This window comes from Paenibacillus humicus NBRC 102415 (assembly GCF_004000905.1).
Lineage (GTDB): Bacteria > Bacillota > Bacilli > Paenibacillales > Paenibacillaceae > Paenibacillus_O > Paenibacillus_O humicus.
This window is the reverse complement of record NZ_BIMD01000002.1, coordinates 212,988-233,254: the sequence shown is the minus strand read 5'-3', so window position 1 is coordinate 233,254 and position 20,267 is coordinate 212,988. Positions and strand designations below refer to the sequence as shown.

Genomic DNA, 20,267 nt, shown 5'->3' with positions numbered 1-20,267 from the left:
CATGCTCCGCGCTTTCCCTCGCCTGCTGCACGAGGCCGGTGATCTGCTCCATCATCTCATTGAAGCTTGAAGACAGCTGTCCGATCTCGTCCTGCGAACGATGGTGAGAGCGTATCGTCAGATTGCCTTTTTTTCCTTCGTTCATCAGATTGCGGAGACGGCGCAGCGGTATTCCGACCATCCTCATGACGATAAACCCAAGCAGAATCGCCACCACAATCGCGCCGATGGAAACATATACGGTCAGATTGTAGATTTTCCGCGCGTCCTTCACCAGCTCGCCCACCGGTATCGTTCCCGCCGCCATCCATGGGTTGGACTTGAATCGGTTGTAGATCGCAAGCGACTTCGTTCCGCTCTCGTCTGTGACGAACATGCCTGAATCGCCGTCCTTGGCTTGGGTGCTGAAGGCTACCGCCGACTTACCTCCGATCATATCCCTGCCGGAAGCATCCAGCAGAATTCCGTCCTGGCTGTCGAGGATCGATACCGTGCCGCCTTCGCCAAGCTGGGCGCCCTGTAGCTGGTCCTGGATGGCCCGGTCCTGGATCTCGATGAGCACGACATAGATCGGATCCGTCCCCCCGGGCTCTCGGAGCGCACGGGCCAACCCCAGCGTCGGATTTCCCCCATTCTGGAATCCTGTCGGCTGTGTGGGGATCCAGACGCCTTGATTGAGGTCTTTCAGCGCTTCCTGATACCAGGCAGCCTGTTGAACCTTCTCCAGCTCCAGCTTGCCCGTTCCAAGAACCCGCTCGCTCAGCTTGGAGCTGACCGGAATCAGATTGAGGTTCTCCACTCCCGATGTGCCGAGCACCATGCTCTGAAGCTTGTTGTTCAGCTCGCGCTCCGCATTGGTCCGGGCGCTGTCATCCGAGGCGTACATCGTAGAGCCGATCATGTTCTGCAGCGTAACGTCCGCGACGAACTGCAGCGAGAAATCATTGAATTTGTCGAAGACGAGATCAAGCTTGTCCGAGAGCTGCTTGAGCGTCGCCTGTGAGGATTCCGACACCTTGCTCTCGATGACGCTCTTTGAAATTTGGTAGGAGAAATACCCCATGAGCAGCACGCATGCCAAAATGCCTGCAAAAAAAGTAAGAAAGAGCTTTAATCCGACCGATCTTACGATGTTCAAGGAGAGCCTGCCGGTTCTCCCGGCCTTTGCTGCGGCTTGTTCACCGCCTGTGTCGCCGCTGTTGGCGTTGTCCTTGTTTTTCCGCTTTTCTTTCCATTGTGCCAAACGATTCCCCATCACCGTTCACCATCCTGTGGTCGCAATCTCTTTCTTATCCTTATCGGAATGCTGGGCACGGGTCTTTAGTCTCATGTCAGATAAATATTTTCTTTACAATGCTTATCGATCGATTCGATTCGTTTTAAGCTCTTGAATAATCAAAATTTGAGAATAGAATAGTCAGTTTATGGAAGATATTTGAATCGCAATGGAAAGGAATGACGTTTTGTCAAAAAAACAACATGAAACTAAAATTGCCTTTTCAGTCTTCTTTAGCTTCTCCTTTATCCTTTTCATGGCGCAATCTCTCATGATTCGAGCCGATTTTGTTGCCATCCGCAAGAATGTCTTGGACCCGTCTCAACGCATAAGCAGACCGTGTCCGCCTCCTCGATAAGCCGCGAAGCAGAGCTCTCCCTGAGACTCTGCCGCAGAAGCAGATATTCGATTTCTTCACGGACCTCCTGAACCAGTAAACAGGCATCAATGGATTTGCTCACGATCTGACTGAATTCGAAGCTCCCGCAAAAAGGACCGCGACGTTTGGCACAAACAAGCAGTTCGCCGCATCACATGGCCCACCTTCACTCGATGACCTCTGGCATCAACTATATGGAAGAAAACAATCCATGTTTACCTCTTTGCGGAACGAGTGGTAGGATCTCCTTACCATGCCTTTCAGAGGGTCTTTCGGACTATGGTTGTACTCGAGCACTATGTTTTTTATGTCAAAAAAATCCCCCGCCAGCCGAGGCCAGTGGGGGATTAAATTCATATCGTTTAACCATGTTGCGGAAAAGATTGGCAGCCGCAGGCGCCAAACGCTCATGGAAGGCTTTTGCCGATTGCTTTAGCGGATGCGCTTGCGCATCATATCCATCGGATGGACAGGCTGAGCCGTCCGGATCCGCACCTGCTGCAGCGGATGCCGCGCGGCATCGAGCAGCTGTCCTTCCAAGTCGCGGATCTCCTCGACCGTCTGTTTGAAGAAGGTACCTCCCGGCCCGAAGAACTCCACCTCGGTTCCGGGCTTGAAATGGTTGCGCTGCTGAATGACCGCCTCGCCTGTCGCCTCGTCATAGGAGAGGACAACGCCGGCGAAGTCGTACGGAGCGGCTTTTTGCTCCGGCTCGTAAATATGGTCTTCCGTACCCGGCGTATCGAAGAAGAAGCCCGTATTGAGCGGCCGGTTGGCGGACTTGTTGATCTCATCCACCCATTCCGGCTTCAGCTCATACCCTTCGGGATCGGCAAAGTAAGCGTCGATGGCTTGGCGGTAAGCGTTGACGACGGTAGCCACATAATGAAGGCTTTTCATCCGGCCCTCGATCTTGAAGCTGTCCACCCCGACCTCGATTAGCTCCGGCAGATGCGAGATCATGCACAGATCCTTGGAGCCCATCGTGAACTGGCTGTCCTGCTCGGTGTTGACGGAATCGCCGTCCACGTACAGATCGTACTTCCACCGGCAGGACTGGCAGCAGCCGCCGCGGTTGGAATCCCGGTCGGTGAAGTGGTTGGAGAGCACGCAGCGGCCCGAGAACGAGGAGCACATCGCGCCGTGGATGAACGCCTCGATCTCGATGTCGACATGGGCTTTCATCTCCGCGATTTCCTCGAGGCTCGTCTCCCGCGCAAGCACGACTCGCGGCAGCCCTTCGTCCTTCCAGAACTTGACCGTACGCCAGTTGAGCACCGACTGCTGGGTGCTGAGATGGACTTCCAGTCCAGGCGCGACCCGCTGGGCGGTCTCGACGATGGCGGGATCAGCCGCGATGATCGCGGCTATGCCGGCCGCTTCGAGGCCGCGCAAATAGTCCTCCAGGCCTTCAATATCTTCGTTGTGGGCATAGATATTGGTCGCGACGAATACCTTCGCTCCGTAACGGGCGGCAAATTCGACGCCTTCGCGCATTTCCTCGAAGCTGAAATTGTCCGCTCCCGAGCGGAGCCCGTACTTCTGTCCACCGATATAAACGGCGTCGGCGCCGTAATGGACGGCGAACTTGAGCTTCTCCAGGTTGCCGGCCGGAGCCAGCAGCTCGGGCCTGTCCAGGCGATGCCTTTTTCCTTTGAGAAGGGGTTTAATTGAAGTCATAGACATGATGTATTCACCTCCTGCTTGCTTGGATTAATAGACTTGCTCTTTGAAGAAGAAGCCGTAGCTTAGCTCCCGGCTGGGATCCTGAAGCGCGCGGATGGCGTCCAGCCATTCTTCCTTGAACTCGTAGCCGGCCGGGTCGGCCGCATAGGCGTCGATCGCTGCCCGGTAAGCGCGGATGACGGTCTCGTTGTACGCCGTCGTTTTCATCAAGCCTTCGACCCGCAGGCTGTCGATTCCCGCTTCCATCAGCTCATGCAGGTTCTCGATCATGCAGACGTCATCGGAGCTCATCATGTAAGTCCCATGGGCATCCTGGTAGATCGGATAGCGCTCGTCCCTGCGCTCCTCCTCCATCAGATAGAGCCCTTGGCCGAGACGGCTGTCAAGCTCCGAAGGCTCCTTGCCGAGATGGCCCATATAGCTGTCGACCAGAGAGCGCTTGGAATGGTAGATGTTCGTCATGCCATGCACCTGCACCTGAACCTCCAGAGAGGTCCGCTGCTTGATCTCGATGATCTGCTCCATGTTCAGCTCGCGCGCGAGCACGATGCGCGACGCTCCCCTGCGGCCCCAGTAATCGGCTTGGGCGTAGCTTGTCGAGGTCATCTCGGCGTTCCAGTGCAGCGCCACGCCCGGTGCCGCCTCGCGCGCGGTCACGAGAACGGACGGATCGCCGAAGACGATCGCATCCACGCCGATTTGCGCCAGAGAGCCGAGATACTCCGGCAATGAGTCTGCGGCCGCATTGTCCATCAGGTTGTTGACGGCGGCATAGATCCGCACGGGGCGGACGAAGCCATGCGCCGCCTCGACGGCCTCGGCCATCTCCTGAAGTCCGAATTCGCCCGGCAGCCTCGCTCCGTATTTGGATTCTCCGATAATGAACGCATCCGCTCCGGCTTCCATGAGCTTGCGGAGCTCGCCCAAGGAAGCAGCTGTTGTCAATAGTTCCGGTTTGGTATTCAAGTTGCGTCGTTCCTCCTTGCCTTTTACTTCTCGCTCTGCTTGATGTTGTTCAGATGCTGCTCGTAGGTGACGGCGAACAGGTGACGGCTGCTGCCGTCCTTCTTCGTCACATAATAGTAGTATTCGTTCTTCTCCGGATGCAGCGCAGCTTCGATGGACTTCAAGCTCGGACTGCTGATCGGTCCCGGCGGCAGGCCGTCGCTCCGGTACGTGTTGTAGGGGCTCTCGACCTCGAGATCCTTCTCGTAGAGCCTTTCCTTGGGCTTGTCCAGCAAGTATTGCACGGTGGCGTCGATCTGCAGCCGCATCGGCTTGGCCAGACGGTTGTAGATGACGCCGGCGACGGCAGCCCGCTCCGCGTCGACGACGACCTCGCGCTCGACCAGAGAGGCGACGGTAAGCAGCTCATGCAGCGACATTCCCCGCTCCTGCAGCGTCTCGTCGAGGTCAGGCAGCTCGGCAAGCTTGCGATCGGTCTCCTCCACCATGCGGGTGAGGATATCCTCCTCGGTGCTGCCCTTCTTGAGCTCGTACGTATCCGGGAACAAATAGCCTTCCAGACGATGGCGGATCCGGGAATCCTCCGGAATCGTCTTGACGGCTTCGGCGTCGCCCCAGGTACTACTGGAATCGGCCCGTTCAAGGAAGCGGTTCTTGTCGATGATGCCTTCCTTCGACAGCTTGTCCGCAATCTGCAGCAGCGTATAGCCTTCCGGAATCGTGAACCGGATGACCGCTTCCTTCACCGTGGAGCCGCTGTTCAGCTTCTGGATGATCGCTTCATGCTCCATGCCCGGCGCGAGCTCATAGGTTCCAGCCTGGAAGCTGCCGCCCTGTTCCTTGAATTTCAGGTAATATTTGAAAATGAAGGCATTCCGAATAATGCCTTCGCGCTCCAGAAGGTCGGCCACCTGAAACGGCGACATGCCCCGGGCGATCTGCACTCGCTTCATATCGCCCGCAGCCGCAGGCCGCAGGCCGTTCCAAATATATCCTGCGATTCCTGCAGCCGTCACGAGCAGCAGGGTAAGCAGCGTAAGTACTACCCAAAGCGTAATCCGGCTTCTCGCCGGCCCGGACGGCTGCCCGCCCGGCATGCCGCTCATCTCTTCGTTCCGCATCTCTATCCCTGTCCCCCGCTTCGCAAGTGTCGCCGGCACTCCGCTTTCATCGGCGCTTTCATGACACAACCAAAAGGGGCGGTGTCAGCCGCCCCTGCGTCAACTGCTATTCCTCGTTGTCCGACCCTTCGAAAAGCAGGGCGTCATAGGATTCGGCCGCAAGCTCCCACTCTTCGTCATCCTCGATCGTCTCCAGCTCTGGAGTTCCATCCTCGCCAAGCACGATCAGGAACATCTCCACTTCGCCCTCCTTGCGCAGGGCAGGAGATTGGAGAGCCGCATAGCTGCGGTCGCCGAGGCTGAATTCCGCTTGGACCGTATAAGGAATTTCCTGCCCGCTGTCGTCGACGAGCAGAACTTCCCGGCCGAAAGTTTCTTTAAGGAGCGTGATGCGCTCCGGCTGCGATGTGCTCATTAACCTTGTTCTTCCTCCAGTTCGCCGAGCAGGGTATTGAACGTTTCCTCTACCATGCTCCACTCTTCTTCGTCTTCGATCGTGTACAGCTTGAGATCGTCGCCATCCTCCTCGTAACGGAAGGCGTACACCTCGTCCTCTTCATCCTCTTCTCCGCCTTCGGAGTTCAGGGGAACGACCATCATATATTTCTGGTCCGAGCCGTCAACCTCGAACTTCATGATTACCTCGAATTCCTCTTCGTTGCCGTCTTCGTCCGGAATATAGATGATTTCCGGCTCTTCGTACTGCATGTCGTCATTTGCCATCGTTACCCTCACCTTTTCATCTTAGAGTCGAGATAGTTTTGCAAAATAAGCGCGGCCGCCATCTTATCCACGACCTGCTTTCGTTTCTTGCGGCTGACATCCGCCTCGATGAGCGTCCGCTCTGCGGATACCGTCGTAAGTCTTTCGTCCCATAGGTGTACAGGTAAGTTCAGTACTTGCCCCAATTCCTCGGCAAATGCGATGCAAATTTCGCCACGCGGACCGATGCTGCCGTTCATGTTCTTGGGCAGCCCGACAACGATTCCAACCACTTCGTGCTCAGCCGCAAGCGCGGCGAGACGCTGCATCTCGCTGCCGTCCCTGCGCTGCACCACTTCGAGCCCCTGGGCAGTCCAGCCCATCGGGTCGCTGAGGGCAACGCCGATTCGGCGGTCGCCGTAATCCAAGCCCATCAATCTCATCTGCCGCTACCCTCTCCAGTCGCCAGCCTGCCGTTCAATCAGCGGTGATTGGCCAGATAGGAGCGCACTAATTCCTCAATGAGCTCGTCTCGTTCCTTCTTGCGGATCAGGCTTCTTGCGTTGTTGTGCCTCGGGATGTAAGCGGGATCTCCGGACAGGAGATACCCGACGATCTGGTTGATCGGATTGTAGTCCTTGTCCACCAGCGCGTCGTACACCGTCAGCAGGATATCCTTCGAGGAAGCCTCAGGACCGTCCGCAACCACGTCAAACTTCATTGTCTTGTCCATGGAGCTCACCGCCAGCACCTCGCTTTCCTCTCGCCCCCGCTCAGGAGGCTCTTCGGAGTCGTATAGAATTAAATGAAATTCTCTACTTCCCTGCGCAAGCGCCGGCCGTCCTTCGACAGAACAGCCGGCTCCGCTTGAGATACATCCTTACTATATCACATTTGACTGCGCGAGAACCAGTTCTTCGACAAGTTTGAGCGCTTCCTCCAGCTTGGAAGGATCCTTGCCGCCGGCTTGAGCCATATCGGGCCTTCCGCCGCCTCCGCCGCCGCATACAGCCGCCGCTTCCTTGATGAGCTTGCCCGCATGGAAGCCCTTTTTCACGAGATCCTGAGACACGGATACGACCAGATTGACCTTGCCTTCGGCCGCCGCGCCGAGCGCGATGACCGCTTCCGGCAGCTTGAGCTTCAGCTCGTCGGCGATGCCGCGCAGCGCATCCATGGACGGAGCGCTGACCTGAGCGGCCAGCACAGTCACGCCGCCGACCGATACGGCCTTGCTCTCCAGCGAGCCTGCCTCGATGCGGGACAGCTTGCTTTGAAGCGACTCGTTGTCCCGCTGCAGCTCGCGCACCTGGCCGAGCAGCGCCTCGATGCGCCGCGGCAGCTCGGATACGCCGGCCTTCACGAGCCCGGCCGCCTGCTCCAGCAGCTCCAGCCGGCCTTCCGTATACGCGTAGGCAAACCGGCCGGTGACCGCCTCGATCCGGCGCACGCCGGAGCCGATGCCCGTCTCGCCGGTGATCTTGAACAGCCCGATCCGGGACGTGTTCTCTACATGGCAGCCGCCGCACAGCTCGAGGCTGTAGTCGCCGACCTGGACGACGCGCACGACGTCGCCGTATTTCTCTCCGAAGAGAGCCATCGCGCCCATCGCCTTCGCTTCGGCGATCGGCTTGCTTTCGATGACGACGTCCGTTCCCTTCCAGATCTGCTCGTTGACGCGGCGCTCGATATCGGCCAGCTCTTCCGCGGAAATGGAGCCGATATGGGAGAAATCGAAGCGCAGACGCTCCGGCTCGACCAGCGAGCCCGCCTGGTTGACATGGCCGCCGAGCACGTCTTTGAGCGCTTTGTGCAGAAGATGGGTCGCGGTATGGTTTTTCACCGTATCGCCGCGCGACGTTCCGGATACTTCGGCCTGGACCTTGGCGCCCTTATGGAGCGTTCCCTCTACGACGAGGGCATGATGGACCGATTGGCCGTGAGGAGCTTTGGTGACATCCTCCACCTCAAGCTTCATTCCCGGAGCGCTGATGATTCCCTTGTCTCCGATCTGGCCGCCGCTTTCAGCGTAAAACGGCGTGCGGTCGAGAACGACCAGCACGCGGCTGCCTTCGCCGGCGATGTCCGCCGTCTCTCCGTCCACGAAGATGCCCGTCACGACCGCTTCAGCGGACAGGCTGTCATAGCCGATGAAGCTGCTCGGCTCGGTGAACTCGGACAGAGCGCCGCCCTGAACGCTCATTCCGCCCGTTTCATGACGCGCGGCGCGAGCGCGCTGGCGCTGGGCGTCCATCGCCTGGTCGAAGCCGCCTCGATCGACCGACAGGCCGTTCTCGGCTGCAAAGTCTTCCGTAAGGTCGAACGGGAAGCCGTACGTGTCGTACAGCTTGAAGGCATCCTCGCCGCCGATTTCGGCGCGTCCGTCCTTTTTGGCCGCTTCCACGAGCTGACCGAGCAGGCCGAGGCCGCTGTCGAGCGTGCGGTGGAACTGCTCCTCCTCGCCGCGGATGACCTTCTCGATGAATTCGCGCTTGGCCTCGATCTCCGGATAATAGACGCCCATGACGTCACCGACCGTCTCCGTCAGGCGGTACAGGAACGGCTGGTCCACGCCGAGCGACTTGCCGTAGCGCACCGCGCGGCGGAGCAGGCGGCGGATGACGTAGCCGCGTCCTTCATTGGACGGCAGCACGCCGTCTCCGGCTGCGAAGACGACGGTGCGGACATGGTCGGCGATGACCTTGAGGGCAACGTCCGTATCTTCTTTTTCCTTGTATTTGACGCCGGCGATGGAGCAGGCTTTCTCGATGATCGGCACGAACAGGTCGGTGTCGAAGTTGGAGTCGACATCCTGAAGGATGGAAGCGAAGCGCTCCAGCCCGGCTCCGGTATCGATGTTCTTGTTCGGCAGCGGCGTGTAGCTGCCGTCCTTGTTCAGGTTGTACTGGGTGAACACGAGGTTCCAAACCTCCAGGTAGCGCTCGTTCTCGCCGCCGGGGTAGAGCTCGGGATCGGACGGATCGCTGCCGTATTTCTCGCCGCGGTCGTAGAAGATCTCCGTGCAAGGTCCGCATGGCCCCTCGCCGATCTCCCAGAAGTTTCCTTCCAGCTTGATGATGCGCTCGGCAGGCAGTCCGACGGTTTCGTTCCAGAGCTTGAACGCTTCCTCATCCTCCGGATGGACCGTCACCGACAGACGCTCCGGATCGAAGCCGATCCATTCCTTGGAGGTCAGGAATTCCCACGCCCAGACGATGACCTCGTCCTTGAAGTAGTCGCCGATCGAGAAGTTGCCGAGCATCTCGAAGAACGTATGGTGGCGGCGGGTTTTGCCGACATTCTCGATATCGTTCGTACGGATGCATTTCTGCGCGTTCGTGATGCGCGGATTGTCCGGAATCTGGCGTCCGTCAAGGTAAGGCTTGAGCGGAGCGATGCCCGCGTTGATCCACAGCAGGGAAGGATCGTTATGCGGCACGAGCGAAGCGCTCGGCTCGACCTTGTGGCCTTTGCTTTCAAAGAATTTCAGCCATTTGGAACGGATTTCTGCAGCTTTCATGGAAAATTCCAGCCTTCCACTAGGGATTTTGGTCTACTCGTCTTGCTTGTCGATAAGCCTGAAAAAACGTAAAAAACGCCCCTGTCAGCCGACAGGGACGATTCATATCGCGGTACCACCCTGGTTACTGCCGCTCTCCAGCCGCCGCTTGGGCTACCGAAGGGGGCAATCTCCTCGATGCGGAAGATAACGGATCCGCTGCCGGTGGAGTTCATCCACGCTCCGAGACCAGCTTCGGCACGCTCTTCGGCACGGGGATTCTTGCAGCCGACCGGCGCAAGGCCGGAAGGAATCCTCTCTCTGAATGCCGGGCTGCGGCTTACTTGTTATCTCATCAACGCTGTGTGTATGGAAGCTGAAAATAGACCTATATGCCATGCATTATAAGAAAAAAACAGCCTTTTGTCAAATTGACGCCCCTCGATTCAGACGGTGCGCCGCCGGATGTAATAAGCGAACAAATGCTGGAGGATGACCTTCAGCGCAGCGAAGACGGGAACGGCCAAAATCATGCCGACGATGCCGGCAAGCTCCCCTCCGACCAGCAGGGCGAAAATAATCGACAGCGGGTGCATGTGGAGCGTCCTGCCCACGACCTGGGGAGAGATGACGTTGCCCTCCAGAATTTGGCACAGCGTGTTGACGACGACGACGAGCAGCATCATTTTCACCGAAACGGTGGATGCCATGAGCAGCGCCGGCGCCGCTCCGATGAACGGGCCCAGATACGGAATGATGTTGGTTACGGCGACAATCGAGGCCAGCAGCAGCGCATAGGGCATTCCGATGATCAGATAGCCGGCATAGGCCAGCAGCCCGACGATGACGCATACGAGAAACTGCCCGCGGATGTAGCTTCCAAGCGCCTCGTCGATGTCCTTGAACATCCGGACCAGATGTTTGCGGTGCGCTTTGGGCATGTAGGTAACGACGGTCCGCTCCATCACGTCGAAGTCCTTCAGAATATAAAAAACGAGAAACGGAATGATGAACGCCAGGAAAACGACATTCAGCATCGAGCCGATATTGTTCAGGAAATCGGCGGTCGTCTCGGTCAGCTTCTTCTCCATCGTGACCAGCGCGCGCTCGATGCCGCTGCGCAGGCTGTCCGGCAGGAAGGAGGTGTTGTTGAAATCCTCCATCATGCCTTTGGCTCTCATCGTAAGCTCAGGCGCATGCTCTCCGAGCTCCTGCACCTGGCCGGCCACCATCGGGATGAGATTCATCAGGATGACGGTCAGAGCGGTGCAGAACACGGCGTAGATGAGCAGGACGGCGATCGTACGCGGCACCCGCCTGGCGCTGAGCAGGCTGACGACGGGATGAAGCACGTACGAGATGACCATCGCGATGAGGAAAGGGGTCAGCACCGCGCGGACGAACCGGTACGCATCCATCAGCATCGGCTTGATGAGAAGCAGCAAAAACAGGGCCAGCAGCCCCAGAATGATGTATATGAGCGTCATCAGGACGCGGTTCTGCCTCAGCTTGTCCATGTTGCCGTCCTCCCCTGGCGCCTTGCTCGGGCCGGGAGCGATGCCTAAAGGGCCTGTCTTCCCCGGCAGGTCGTTACAGTATATGTCCTTCTGCCGCCTTCCATACCTTTCCCGCTCAGCCAAGCAAGCCGCTTGGCGGCTCCGCGGCCCCAGGCTGGATGCGCGCCTGACCTTGCACCCGTGTCGGCAGTCCGTATTCCGGCGTCTGCGGGAAACGAGGCATTCCGCTCCAAGCTTGGGGCAGTTCCCGAAAGCCGCCTAAATGCAAAAGCCCCTGATGCGCAAAGCGCTCAGGGGCGTGGATTCCGGTTGGACAGCCGTCAGTTGGCGTGAAGCTCCGAGGAGGCGATATCCTCTTCGAAGAACAGATCGTCGAGCGAGCTCAGCGTGCCGTCTTCCTCCACCTGGTAGACGCTCATCTTGTCGCCGTTCACCGTCAGCTCGATGTAGCAGCTCCAGCAATAGAACTGATGCGAGCCGATTTTGCCGATATCTCGGGAATTGCAGTTGGGGCATTTCAATGTCATTGGTCATTTCTCCCTACATGTACGGATCGGAAGCTGCGACGCGCTCCAGGGAACTCTCATCCATCGTCGGGACGATGATCGCATCTTCGCCAAGCAAGAAGACGTCGGAATCCCGGGGCGCTCTCAGCCATCTCCGTCCATCCATGAGATCGGAGACAAAACCGTCCGTCAGTTCAAAACCTACTAACTGTGTACCCAAGAACGGGTCGATATAAACATCGGACACTCGTCCAAGCTGGCTGCCGCCTGCCGTGACGACCGGAAGATCCTTCAGCCTCACGCATCCGTTCAGGAATGAACGCTGCGCGATGGACACTTTCGCCGTGCGGACGGATTCCCTGCCCCGGATGAAGACGCAGTCTTCACCGCAGGTCAGCACCTCGTCCCAGAGAACGGTCCGAACGGTACGCGGCTTCCAGCACCAGCCGTCCAGGACGAATCCCTTCAGCTTCCAATGCTCGTCAAACCAGGCATCCTTGATGCGTCCGGCCATACGGCCGGTATGGGAGATCAGGACAGGCAGTCCGATGATATGCTGAAGCTTCATCACGGGAACGGCCGGAGTCGCCATGCGGCATCCGCCTCCTAAGAAGAATTACGATTACGGCGCAGAAAAGTTTCAACCTTTCGTGCCGCCAGCGCCATTTCCTCCTTAGTATTGCCCAATCCGAAGCTGAATCTAATCGCGGTCTGCAGACGCTCCCGGGGAAGCCCCATCGCCTGCAGCACATGGGAAGGCTCCAGCGCTCCAGCCGTGCAGGCGGAGCCCGCCGAAGCGGCGATTCCCGCCAGGTCGAGATTCATGAGCAGCGCTTCGTTGTCCAAGCCGGGAAAGCTCAGATTGACGATTCCCGGCACCCGCTTCTCCTCATGCCCGTTGACGACGACTCCCCCTTCGGCCGCCTCGTCCATGAAAGAAATCCATTGCCGGCGAAGATCGTCGAGACGAAGCGCATCGGATTCCAGCTTCTCCGCAGCCAGCTTCGCGGCCTTGGCGAACCCGGCGATGCCGGCCAGATTCTCCGTGCCGCCGCGGCGCTTCTTCTCTTGCGAGCCGCCTACGAGAAGCGGATGCATGAGGGTTCCTTGGCGAACGAACAAGGCGCCCGCTCCATGCGGCCCGTTGATCTTGTGGGCCGTGACGGAGAGGAGCTGGACGGGAAGGACCGCCAGATCAATCGGCAGCTTGCCGTAGGCTTGCACCGCATCGGTATGGAAAGGCACTCCTGCCGCGCCCGCCAATGCGGCTAGCTCGGCGATCGGCTGCACCGTGCCCGTCTCGTTGTTCGCATAGATGATGCTCACGAGTCCGGTATCCGGCCGCAGCGCTTCCTTCAGGTCGTTCACGGATACGAGGCCGAATTCGTCAACGGGCAGATACGTCACCTCGATGCCTGTCCGCTCCAGGCGCTCGCATTCCCTGAGCACGGCATGATGCTCCACCCGGCTTGTGATCAGATGGCGCCTGCCTGCCGCGGCCTGAGCCTCCATGACGCCGCGGACAGCCATATTGTCGGCTTCCGTGCCGCCGGAGGTGAAGACGATCTCGGCGGGCTTGCAGCCCAGCGTAGCCGCGATGGCTTCGCGGGAAGCATTGACGAGGCGCCGCGCCTCCCTGCCGAAGCTGTGGATGCTGGAGGCATTGCCCGGCGGGCCCTGCATGACGGCCAGCATCGCTTCAGCGGCAAGCGGATGCAGCGGGGTCGTCGCCGCATGGTCGTAATAGATGCGTTCCATTGGCCTCTCTCCCGGTCAGATATAGAACATATAGCTGTCGTTCTCGCTCTTCTCCGTATACTGGATCAGATCCTGGAGCGTCGTGGAATCCAGCACCTCCGCGATACTGTCGCGGATGCGCAGCCACAGGTTGCGCTTGGCCGGATCGTCCTCCTCCGTGAAGTCGACGGGCGAGATCGGTCCCTCCAGGATGCGGATGACGTCGCCTGCGGTGATCGTCTCGGGATCCTTGGACAGAATATAGCCGCCGTAGGCTCCGCGGATGCTCTTGACCAGCCCGGCGTTGCGCAGGGGCGCGATCAGCTGCTCCAGATAATGCTCGGAGAGGGAGTTCTTCTCCGCAATGCTCTTCAATGAAATCGGACCTTCGCCGAATTTGGCGGCGAGCTCCATCATAATCGTCAAGCCGTAACGGCCTTTGGTTGAAATTTTCAAGGCTGCACCTCTTTCCCTGTTTGACAGATGTTGAAGACTAACCTTCGAGGCAGGATGGCCGTTAATATCGCGTTCTAGCCCTCTGAAATGCGGTCCAAGGCGATATTTGCCAAAGTACGGGCCTGGAAAGCACCGTCTTCTCCGCGGCCTCCGGCCTCTCGATCTCTATTCTGCAGGTTCACGGCTGCGTGGATTAATTCAAGGTATTCCCATTTAACTGCTATGTTAACATATTCCACCCCATTCGTCCGCTAAAATACGCGCAGAATGCATGATAAGCGGGCAGGAAATATGCTACAATGGGCTTTACGCTCCCCTTGCCCTGAGTGGATGGAACACAAGTTGTCAGATTAGCAGGGAAAGAGCAAGATTGTCAAGGTGGTGGAGATAAATGGCACAAACGGGAGCACGCGTCGTCGTCGGCATGTCCGGAGGAGTCGACTCCTCGGTTACGGCTCTGCTGCTCAAGCAGCAGGGATACGACGTCATCGGCATTTTCATGAAAAATTGGGACGAGACCGACGAAAACGGCGTCTGCAGCGCGGACGAGGACGCCGAGGATGTGCGGAAGGTCTGCGAGCAGATCGGAATCCCTTATTATACGGTGAACTTTGAACGCCAATATTTCGACAAGGTGTTCAGCTATTTCCTGGACGAGTATCGCCGGGGCCGCACGCCCAACCCGGACGTGATGTGCAACCGCGAGATCAAGTTCGGGGAATTCCTCGCCAAGGCCAAATCGCTCGGAGCGGATTATCTCGCCACGGGCCATTACGCCCGCGTCGAGCGCGACGGGAACGGCGTCACCCGTCTGCTGCGGGGAGTCGATTCCAACAAGGACCAGACCTACTTCCTGCATCAGCTCAGCCAGGAACAGCTGGCATCGGCGATGTTCCCGATCGGCGATCTGCCGAAGCCGGAAGTCCGCCGCATCGCCGAGGAGCACGGCCTCGCGACCGCCCGCAAAAAGGACAGCACCGGCGTCTGCTTCATCGGCGAACGGAACTTCAAGCAGTTCCTGAGCGGCTATCTTCCCGCGCAGCCCGGACCGATGGTCGACCTGCGCAGCGGCGAGACCAAAGGACGCCATGACGGACTCATGTACTACACGCTTGGTCAGCGCCAAGGACTAGGCATCGGCGGCTCCGGCAACGGAGAGCCTTGGTTCGTCGCCGACAAGGATCTTGAATCCAATATCCTGTACGTCGTTCAGGGCGAATCGCATCCACGCCTCTATTCCTCGTCGCTAACCGCAAGCGGCATCAACTGGATCGCGCCCGAGCTGCCGGCCGGCGAGATCCGCTGCGCAGCCAAATTCCGCTACCGCCAGCGCGACCAAGGCGTGACGCTGAGGCTGTCGGCCGACGGGACGGCGGAGGTCGTCTTCGACGAACCGCAGAAGGCGGTCACTCCAGGCCAAGCCGTCGTGTTCTATGACGGCGACACCTGCCTCGGCGGAGGCACGATCGACAAGGTGCATCTCGTCCGAGAGGCGGATTATCCGGAAGGCGTTGCCGCCCGCTGATCCGCAGCCTCCAAAAAAGCCCTGCAGCGCCGGTTATCCGGCACTGCAGGGCTTTTTCGCATCGTTGCTTATTCAGGAAGGCCAGGTCGCTCCGGCATTCGGCTCGGAGCTGGCAGCTGTCTGACGCTTCGCGGCAGCGGCCTCTTCTTCCGCTCCCGCGGGCCTCAGCATCCGGAGAGCCACTCTGGAAATGCGCAAATGGTCGGTTTCCTCGATGACGAACTCAGCCTCATCCGACATGGCGACTCTCTGTCCCCGCGTCGGCGGAATCTCGATCCGGGAATAAAGCCAGCCGCCGAGCGTATCGTAATCCTCCGAGTCCAGCTCCAGCCCGAAGCGGGCGGCGACCTCTTCGAGCTGCATCAGCCCGCTGAGCGAATAGGCGGCCTCCCCCGTCTGCTCGACATCGGGCCTCTCCTCGTCGAATTCATCCTGGATTTCTCCGACGATCTCCTCCATGATGTCCTCCAGCGTCACAAGGCCGGAAGTGCCTCCGTACTCGTCGATCAGAATCGCGATCTGAGTTCTGCGCTTCTGCATCAGCTTCAGCAGCGAGCTGATCTGCATCGATTCCGGAACCGTCGTCATGGGCCGCAGAATCTGCCGCAGATCGTGAAGGTCGGGACCCGCCTTGAGCAGATCCTTGATATGGACGAATCCGATGATGTTGTCCTTGTCCCCGTCGCAGACGGGATACCTGGTATGCATCTGCTCCAGGGCGATGTCCCTGTTCTCGGCAAAGGGGGCTTGGATGGAAAGGCAGATCATCTCCGTGCGGGGGATCATGATCTCATGGGCATGCGTGTCCGCAAAATCGAAGATGTTGTCGACCAGAGTCAGCTCGGTGTTGTCGATCAGCCCGCTTTTGTGGCTTTCCTTCATGAGGATGCGGATCTCTTCCTCCGTATGGGCGGATTCATGCTCCGAAGCAGGCTCGATTCCGATCCACTTCAGCAGCAGGTTCGCCATGCCGTTCAGCGCCCAGATAAAGGGGTACATGATCCGATGGAACAGGACGAGCGGAGCGGCCGTCAACAGCGTCACCTGCTCCGCCTTGCGGATGGCGATCGTCTTGGGAGCCAGCTCGCCGAGGACGATATGCAGCAGCGTGATCAAGGTGAAGGCGATGATGAAGGAGACGGTGTTCAAGGCGAGGCCGTCGATTCCGAAGCGGGAAAAAAGCGGCTCCAGCAGGCGGGCGACGGCAGGCTCCCCGACCCACCCGAGACCGAGGGAGGCAAGCGTGATGCCGAGCTGGCAAGCCGAAAGGAAAGCATCGAGATTGTCCGTCAGGCGCATCGCGAAACGGGCTCTGCCGTTGCCCTCCGAGACAAGGGAGCCGATCCGGCTGCCGCGGACTTTCACCATGGCGAATTCGGCCGCCACGAAAAAACCGTTCAGGAAAACCAATACAAGAACCACGATAATGCTTAGACTCAGCGGTAACGGGTCGTCACTCACTCATTTGCCTGTCTCCCGGCGCCGATGTTCGGCAAGCTCAAGGACAGGCGCACCTCCCCGGCATCAAATCTATTAAGAAGTACTGTAGTCCATGACGGCATTCCCGGTCAAACCGCCTGCGGCTCACGATAAGTCCGTTATCGGCGGCATGAGGACGATTTGTCTGATTATTTCCATTACTATGGCTCTCAGAAGCCCCATATGACAGTTGAAGCTCGTTTGGGACAAACAAGAAGAAGAAAAAAGGACCCTTCCGCCGTGGTCCGGCAAAGAATCCTGCCTATCCTGGAATCTCCGTTCAAATCCAGCTGTAGATCGTAGCGCCGAGCAGGTACAGGTTGAGCACGGCGATCAGGCAGCCGCACGTCCAAGCCAGAACTTTGGTTGCCGGCTTGTTGGCGAACTCGCCCATCTTCTTGCGGTCTCCCGTGAACAGCACGAGCGGGAATACGGCAAAGCTCAGTTGGAAGCTCAGCACCACCTGGCTGAAAATGAGCAGGTCGGTCGTCCCTTTCTCCCCGTACATGAAGGTCACGATGACGGCCGGCACGACTGCGATGAGACGGGTGATCAGCCTCCGCAGCCAAGCCTTCATGCGGATGTTCAGAAAGCCTTCCATGACGATCTGTCCGGCCAGCGTTCCCGTCAAGGTCGAGTTCTGTCCGGCCGCCAGCAGAGCGACGCCGAACAGGATGCTGGCGAGCGCCCCGCCCATGAGAGGCGTCAGCAGATGGTACGCATCGCCGATATCCGCGATATCGGTATGGCCGGAAGTATGGAAGACCGCTCCGGCTACGATGAGGATGGCCGCATTGATGAACAGGGCCAGAAAAAGGGCGATCGTCGAATCCCAGGTCGCGTAGCGGATCGCTTCGCGCTTGCCGAGCGGAGTCTGCTCGAATTTCCTCGTCTGGACGATGGAAGAATGCAGATACAGATTATGCGGCATGACGGTTGCTCCCAGGATGCCGATCGCGATATAGAGCATGGCCGGGTTGGAGACGATTTCCGCCCGGGGGATGAAGCCCTTCATGACATCGGCCATGACCGGCTGCGCCCACAACAGCTCGATCAGGAAGCAGAGGCCGATCGTGCCGATCAACGTAATGACGAGCGCCTCCATGTAGCGGAAGCCTTTGTTCTGCAGCATCAGGACGATGATGACGTCGAATGCCGTCAGGATGACGCCCCACAGGAGCGGCATGCCGAATAGAAGATTGAGGGCGATGGCGGTGCCGATCAGCTCCGCCAGATCGCAAGCCGCGATCGCCAGCTCGCACAGCACCCACAGCGCGACGGATACAGGCTTGCTGTAATGGTCGCGGCAGGCTTGCGCCAAATCCCTGCCGGTGACGATGCCGAGCTTGCCGGCCAGCGCTTGCAGCAGGATCGCGATAAGATTGGACAGCAGGACGACCGACAGCAGCGTGTAGCCGAACAGCGAGCCTCCGGCCAGATCCGTCGCCCAGTTGCCGGGATCCATGTATCCGACGGCAACCAGATATCCCGGTCCCATAAAGGCGAGCAGCTTCCGGAACCATCCGCCTTTCGTCGGAACGCTCAGGGAGCCGTTCACTTCAGCGAGCGAAGGCCTGCCGGATGCGCGGTTCCAGCCTTTATCCCGGGTAGTGATCAGGGCGCTTTCCTCGTTCATGATGTCTCTCCTCCTAAACTTGTATCCATCCATATATGTTGACCTAGGGAAACTTTTGAGCCAAAAAAAAGAGCCATTCGATCTTGATCCTGTCTTACTTGTATATGAACCCATCTCCGCAAATGTTCCTATGCTTAAATCTTAGCACTAACCTTTTTATTTGAATAGCCTTTTTTTCTCGTTTCAAAACACAAGAAACAAAAAAAGGAAGGACCGGTCCCTCCGATCTTTCCTTTCCGTTGTAACCGCCCTGAATTTACCGGGCCGCACGGCGCTTGCCGGACATATCGCTCCGTCTATTTGGGACGCCGGTCCTGGTTCTGGCGAATCTTGTCCTCCATGCCCTGGCGGGTCGCTTCATACACGGACGAGCCGGCCAGCCGATCCGGATAATACTGCTGCACGACGTAGTGGCCGGGGAAATCATGCGGGTATTTGTACCCTTTGTGGCCGAGCTTCCCGGCGCCCTTGTAGTGGGTATCCCTCAAGTGCATCGGCACCTCCGCCGTTCCTACCGCTTCGATCTTCTGCGTCGCTCTGGATATCGCCATGGCGGCCGCGTTGGACTTGGGACTCTCTACAGCGAAAAGGATCGCCTGCGCCACATTGTACTTGGCTTCCGGCCAGCCGATCTTGTGATAGGCGTCCATGCTCGTCACCGCCTGCACCATCGCCTGCGGATTCGCAAGTCCGATATCCTCGCTGCAAGCGACGATCAGCCTGCGGATGAACACCATCGGGTCCATCCCGAGCTTCTCCACCGCGTACAGAAACCAGAACAAGGCCGCATCGCTCGAACCCCGGATGCTTTTGTGGAAAGCCGACAGCACGTCGTATTGGGTCGATTCATCCGCTTGGACCGCCCGGCTGCGGATCGATTCCTGGGCGACCTCCAGCGTGACCACGACCGTGCCGTCCGGCTCCGACGGGGTTGTCACGGCCGCCAGCTCAAGGGCGTTGAGCGCGCGGCGGATATCTCCTCCCGCCATGCCTGCGATATGCTCGAGAGCTTCGTGCTCCACATCCAGCTTCATGAATCCGAGCCCGCGCTCCTTGTCCGCGATCGCCCGGGACATCGCCTCCAGCGCATGCCTGCTCTCCAGCGCGTGGAGACGGAACAGCGTCGAGCGGGACAGCAAGGCGCCGTTGACGGAATGGAACGGGTTCTCGGTCGTCGCCCCGATGAAAATGATGATTCCCTGCTCGACCGCCGGAAGCAGCGCATCCTGGCGCGAAGAGTTGAAGCGGTGCACCTCGTCGAGAAAGAGAATCGTCTTGCGCCCGTACAGGGACTTGGCGCTCTTTGCCCGCTCGATGACGTCCCGCACATCCTTGACCGACGCGTCGACGGCATTGAGCTTCACGAACTCCCCCTCGGTACGGTTGGAAATGATGTTCGCCAGCGTCGTTTTGCCGCTGCCCGGAGGGCCGAACAGGAGCAGCGAGCTGACCTGGTCGCCTTCGATCGCGCGCCTCAGCAGCGTTCCGGGGCCGACGACATCCTCTTGGCCGATATATTCGTCCAGCGTCCGCGGACGCATGCGGTCCGCAAGCAGCCGCGCCCGCGGCTGCTCCTTTTCTTCTTTATAATCAAATAAGTCCATCTCGCAACATCCCCTGTACTATGCTGGACTGAGGGATGTCCGGGAAGGCCGCAGCCGGTTCCCGGACAGCCGGATTCCTTTAGAAAAAGTGTATCACAGCTGCGGATAGGGCACAAACGTTCGCCATGAAATCCATCGCGCTTGAGCCGAAGCTGAACCTGGCTCCGCCCGTTCCGCT

Annotated in this window: 19 protein-coding genes; 2 read left to right on the top strand and 17 right to left on the bottom strand. The window is 58.8% G+C overall.

Annotated features, from left to right (window positions below; translation table 11 throughout):
• A partial coding sequence (locus tag PHU01S_RS02950; protein ID WP_164762952.1) for a cache domain-containing sensor histidine kinase occupies positions 1 to 1,072 on the bottom strand: 1,072 nt, incomplete at its 3' end.
• Between PHU01S_RS02950 and PHU01S_RS25560 the strand changes: the two genes are divergently transcribed.
• The gene (locus PHU01S_RS25560) at positions 1,062 to 1,391 is read left to right on the top strand and encodes a hypothetical protein (RefSeq protein WP_164762951.1); all 330 of its coding nucleotides are present in this window, start codon (positions 1,062 to 1,064) and stop codon (positions 1,389 to 1,391) included. The genes PHU01S_RS02950 and PHU01S_RS25560 overlap by 11 nt on opposite strands.
• A 696-nt stretch (positions 1,392 to 2,087) precedes the next feature.
• Here the strand turns inward: PHU01S_RS25560 and PHU01S_RS02945 are convergent.
• The 13 genes from PHU01S_RS02945 to cymR form a co-directional block, all read right to left on the bottom strand.
• Positions 2,088 to 3,341 (bottom strand): peptidase U32 family protein, encoded by a 1,254-nt coding sequence (locus PHU01S_RS02945; RefSeq protein ID WP_373864515.1) that lies wholly within the window; start codon positions 3,339 to 3,341, stop codon positions 2,088 to 2,090.
• A 27-nt stretch (positions 3,342 to 3,368) separates the two neighbouring features.
• Positions 3,369 to 4,307, bottom strand: coding sequence for a peptidase U32 family protein (locus PHU01S_RS02940; RefSeq protein WP_049867809.1), 939 nt, complete (start codon positions 4,305 to 4,307; stop codon positions 3,369 to 3,371).
• A 23-nt stretch (positions 4,308 to 4,330) separates the two neighbouring features.
• Positions 4,331 to 5,404, bottom strand: coding sequence for an endolytic transglycosylase MltG (gene mltG, locus PHU01S_RS02935; RefSeq protein ID WP_127506037.1), 1,074 nt, complete (start codon positions 5,402 to 5,404; stop codon positions 4,331 to 4,333).
• Positions 5,405 to 5,534: 130 nt separating this feature from the next.
• Entirely contained in the window at positions 5,535 to 5,843 is a 309-nt protein-coding gene (locus PHU01S_RS02930; RefSeq protein WP_049867810.1) for a DUF1292 domain-containing protein, read from the bottom strand.
• Positions 5,843 to 6,151, bottom strand: a complete 309-nt coding sequence (locus PHU01S_RS02925) for a DUF1292 domain-containing protein (protein ID WP_048745156.1) — start codon at positions 6,149 to 6,151, stop codon at positions 5,843 to 5,845. The genes PHU01S_RS02930 and PHU01S_RS02925 overlap by 1 nt, the downstream gene beginning before the upstream one ends.
• Positions 6,152 to 6,159: 8 nt before the next feature.
• Entirely contained in the window at positions 6,160 to 6,573 is a 414-nt protein-coding gene (ruvX, locus tag PHU01S_RS02920; RefSeq protein WP_021878637.1) for a Holliday junction resolvase RuvX, read from the bottom strand.
• A 38-nt stretch (positions 6,574 to 6,611) separates the two neighbouring features.
• Complete coding sequence (locus PHU01S_RS02915; RefSeq protein ID WP_048745194.1) at positions 6,612 to 6,872, bottom strand: IreB family regulatory phosphoprotein; 261 nt, start codon at positions 6,870 to 6,872, stop codon at positions 6,612 to 6,614.
• A 141-nt stretch (positions 6,873 to 7,013) separates the two neighbouring features.
• Entirely contained in the window at positions 7,014 to 9,650 is a 2,637-nt protein-coding gene (gene alaS / locus PHU01S_RS02910) for an alanine--tRNA ligase (protein WP_048745157.1), read from the bottom strand.
• A 425-nt stretch (positions 9,651 to 10,075) separates the two neighbouring features.
• A complete protein-coding gene (locus PHU01S_RS02905) occupies positions 10,076 to 11,146 on the bottom strand; it encodes an AI-2E family transporter (protein WP_048745158.1) in 1,071 nt (356 codons plus the stop codon).
• A 320-nt stretch (positions 11,147 to 11,466) separates the two neighbouring features.
• The gene (locus tag PHU01S_RS02900) at positions 11,467 to 11,673 is read right to left on the bottom strand and encodes a YrzR-like zinc ribbon domain (RefSeq protein ID WP_021878641.1); all 207 of its coding nucleotides are present in this window, start codon (positions 11,671 to 11,673) and stop codon (positions 11,467 to 11,469) included.
• A gap of 13 nt (positions 11,674 to 11,686) precedes the next feature.
• Positions 11,687 to 12,244: a PRC-barrel domain-containing protein gene (locus tag PHU01S_RS02895; RefSeq protein ID WP_021878642.1), complete on the bottom strand. Its 558-nt coding sequence runs from the start codon at positions 12,242 to 12,244 to the stop codon at positions 11,687 to 11,689.
• 14 nt (positions 12,245 to 12,258) lie between these two features.
• The gene (locus PHU01S_RS02890; protein WP_021878643.1) at positions 12,259 to 13,410 is read right to left on the bottom strand and encodes a cysteine desulfurase family protein; all 1,152 of its coding nucleotides are present in this window, start codon (positions 13,408 to 13,410) and stop codon (positions 12,259 to 12,261) included.
• Between the two features lie 15 nt (positions 13,411 to 13,425).
• Positions 13,426 to 13,845, bottom strand: coding sequence for a cysteine metabolism transcriptional regulator CymR (gene cymR, locus PHU01S_RS02885; protein WP_048745159.1), 420 nt, complete (start codon positions 13,843 to 13,845; stop codon positions 13,426 to 13,428).
• Between the two features lie 391 nt (positions 13,846 to 14,236).
• On the opposite strand from cymR, the gene mnmA reads away from it, so the two are divergent.
• Positions 14,237 to 15,370, top strand: a complete 1,134-nt coding sequence (mnmA, locus tag PHU01S_RS02880; protein ID WP_021878645.1) for a tRNA 2-thiouridine(34) synthase MnmA — start codon at positions 14,237 to 14,239, stop codon at positions 15,368 to 15,370.
• 72 nt (positions 15,371 to 15,442) lie between these two features.
• Here the strand turns inward: mnmA and PHU01S_RS02875 are convergent, their stop codons facing one another.
• From PHU01S_RS02875 to PHU01S_RS02865, 3 genes are all read right to left on the bottom strand, one after another.
• A complete protein-coding gene (locus tag PHU01S_RS02875) occupies positions 15,443 to 16,831 on the bottom strand; it encodes a hemolysin family protein (protein WP_049867811.1) in 1,389 nt (462 codons plus the stop codon).
• A 298-nt stretch (positions 16,832 to 17,129) separates the two neighbouring features.
• Complete coding sequence (locus PHU01S_RS02870; RefSeq protein WP_083436296.1) at positions 17,130 to 18,485, bottom strand: Nramp family divalent metal transporter; 1,356 nt, start codon at positions 18,483 to 18,485, stop codon at positions 17,130 to 17,132.
• 296 nt (positions 18,486 to 18,781) lie between these two features.
• Positions 18,782 to 20,089 carry a replication-associated recombination protein A gene (locus tag PHU01S_RS02865; protein ID WP_127506023.1) on the bottom strand — a complete coding sequence of 436 codons (1,308 nt, stop codon included), beginning with the start codon at positions 20,087 to 20,089 and terminating at the stop codon, positions 18,782 to 18,784.
• Positions 20,090 to 20,267 lie beyond the last annotated feature (178 nt).

Excerpts from the sequence above, each read along its gene's own strand:
- PHU01S_RS02905 (WP_048745158.1), bottom strand. The coding sequence starts at position 11,146 with ATGGACAAGCTGAGGCAGAACCGCGTCCTGATGACGCTCATATACATC.
- PHU01S_RS02925 (WP_048745156.1), bottom strand. The coding sequence starts at position 6,151 with ATGGCAAATGACGACATGCAGTACGAAGAGCCGGAAATCATCTATATT.
- PHU01S_RS02930 (WP_049867810.1), bottom strand. The coding sequence starts at position 5,843 with ATGAGCACATCGCAGCCGGAGCGCATCACGCTCCTTAAAGAAACTTTC.
- alaS (WP_048745157.1), bottom strand. The coding sequence starts at position 9,650 with ATGAAAGCTGCAGAAATCCGTTCCAAATGGCTGAAATTCTTTGAAAGC.
- PHU01S_RS02865 (WP_127506023.1), bottom strand. The coding sequence starts at position 20,089 with ATGGACTTATTTGATTATAAAGAAGAAAAGGAGCAGCCGCGGGCGCGG.
- mnmA (WP_021878645.1), top strand. The coding sequence starts at position 14,237 with ATGGCACAAACGGGAGCACGCGTCGTCGTCGGCATGTCCGGAGGAGTC.
- PHU01S_RS02900 (WP_021878641.1), bottom strand. The coding sequence starts at position 11,673 with ATGACATTGAAATGCCCCAACTGCAATTCCCGAGATATCGGCAAAATC.
- ruvX (WP_021878637.1), bottom strand. The coding sequence starts at position 6,573 with ATGAGATTGATGGGCTTGGATTACGGCGACCGCCGAATCGGCGTTGCC.
- PHU01S_RS02890 (WP_021878643.1), bottom strand. The coding sequence starts at position 13,410 with ATGGAACGCATCTATTACGACCATGCGGCGACGACCCCGCTGCATCCG.
- PHU01S_RS02895 (WP_021878642.1), bottom strand. The coding sequence starts at position 12,244 with ATGGCGACTCCGGCCGTTCCCGTGATGAAGCTTCAGCATATCATCGGA.
- PHU01S_RS25560 (WP_164762951.1), top strand. The coding sequence starts at position 1,062 with ATGAGCAGCACGCATGCCAAAATGCCTGCAAAAAAAGTAAGAAAGAGC.
- mltG (WP_127506037.1), bottom strand. The coding sequence starts at position 5,404 with ATGCCGGGCGGGCAGCCGTCCGGGCCGGCGAGAAGCCGGATTACGCTT.
- PHU01S_RS02870 (WP_083436296.1), bottom strand. The coding sequence starts at position 18,485 with ATGAACGAGGAAAGCGCCCTGATCACTACCCGGGATAAAGGCTGGAAC.
- PHU01S_RS02945 (WP_373864515.1), bottom strand. The coding sequence starts at position 3,341 with ATGTCTATGACTTCAATTAAACCCCTTCTCAAAGGAAAAAGGCATCGC.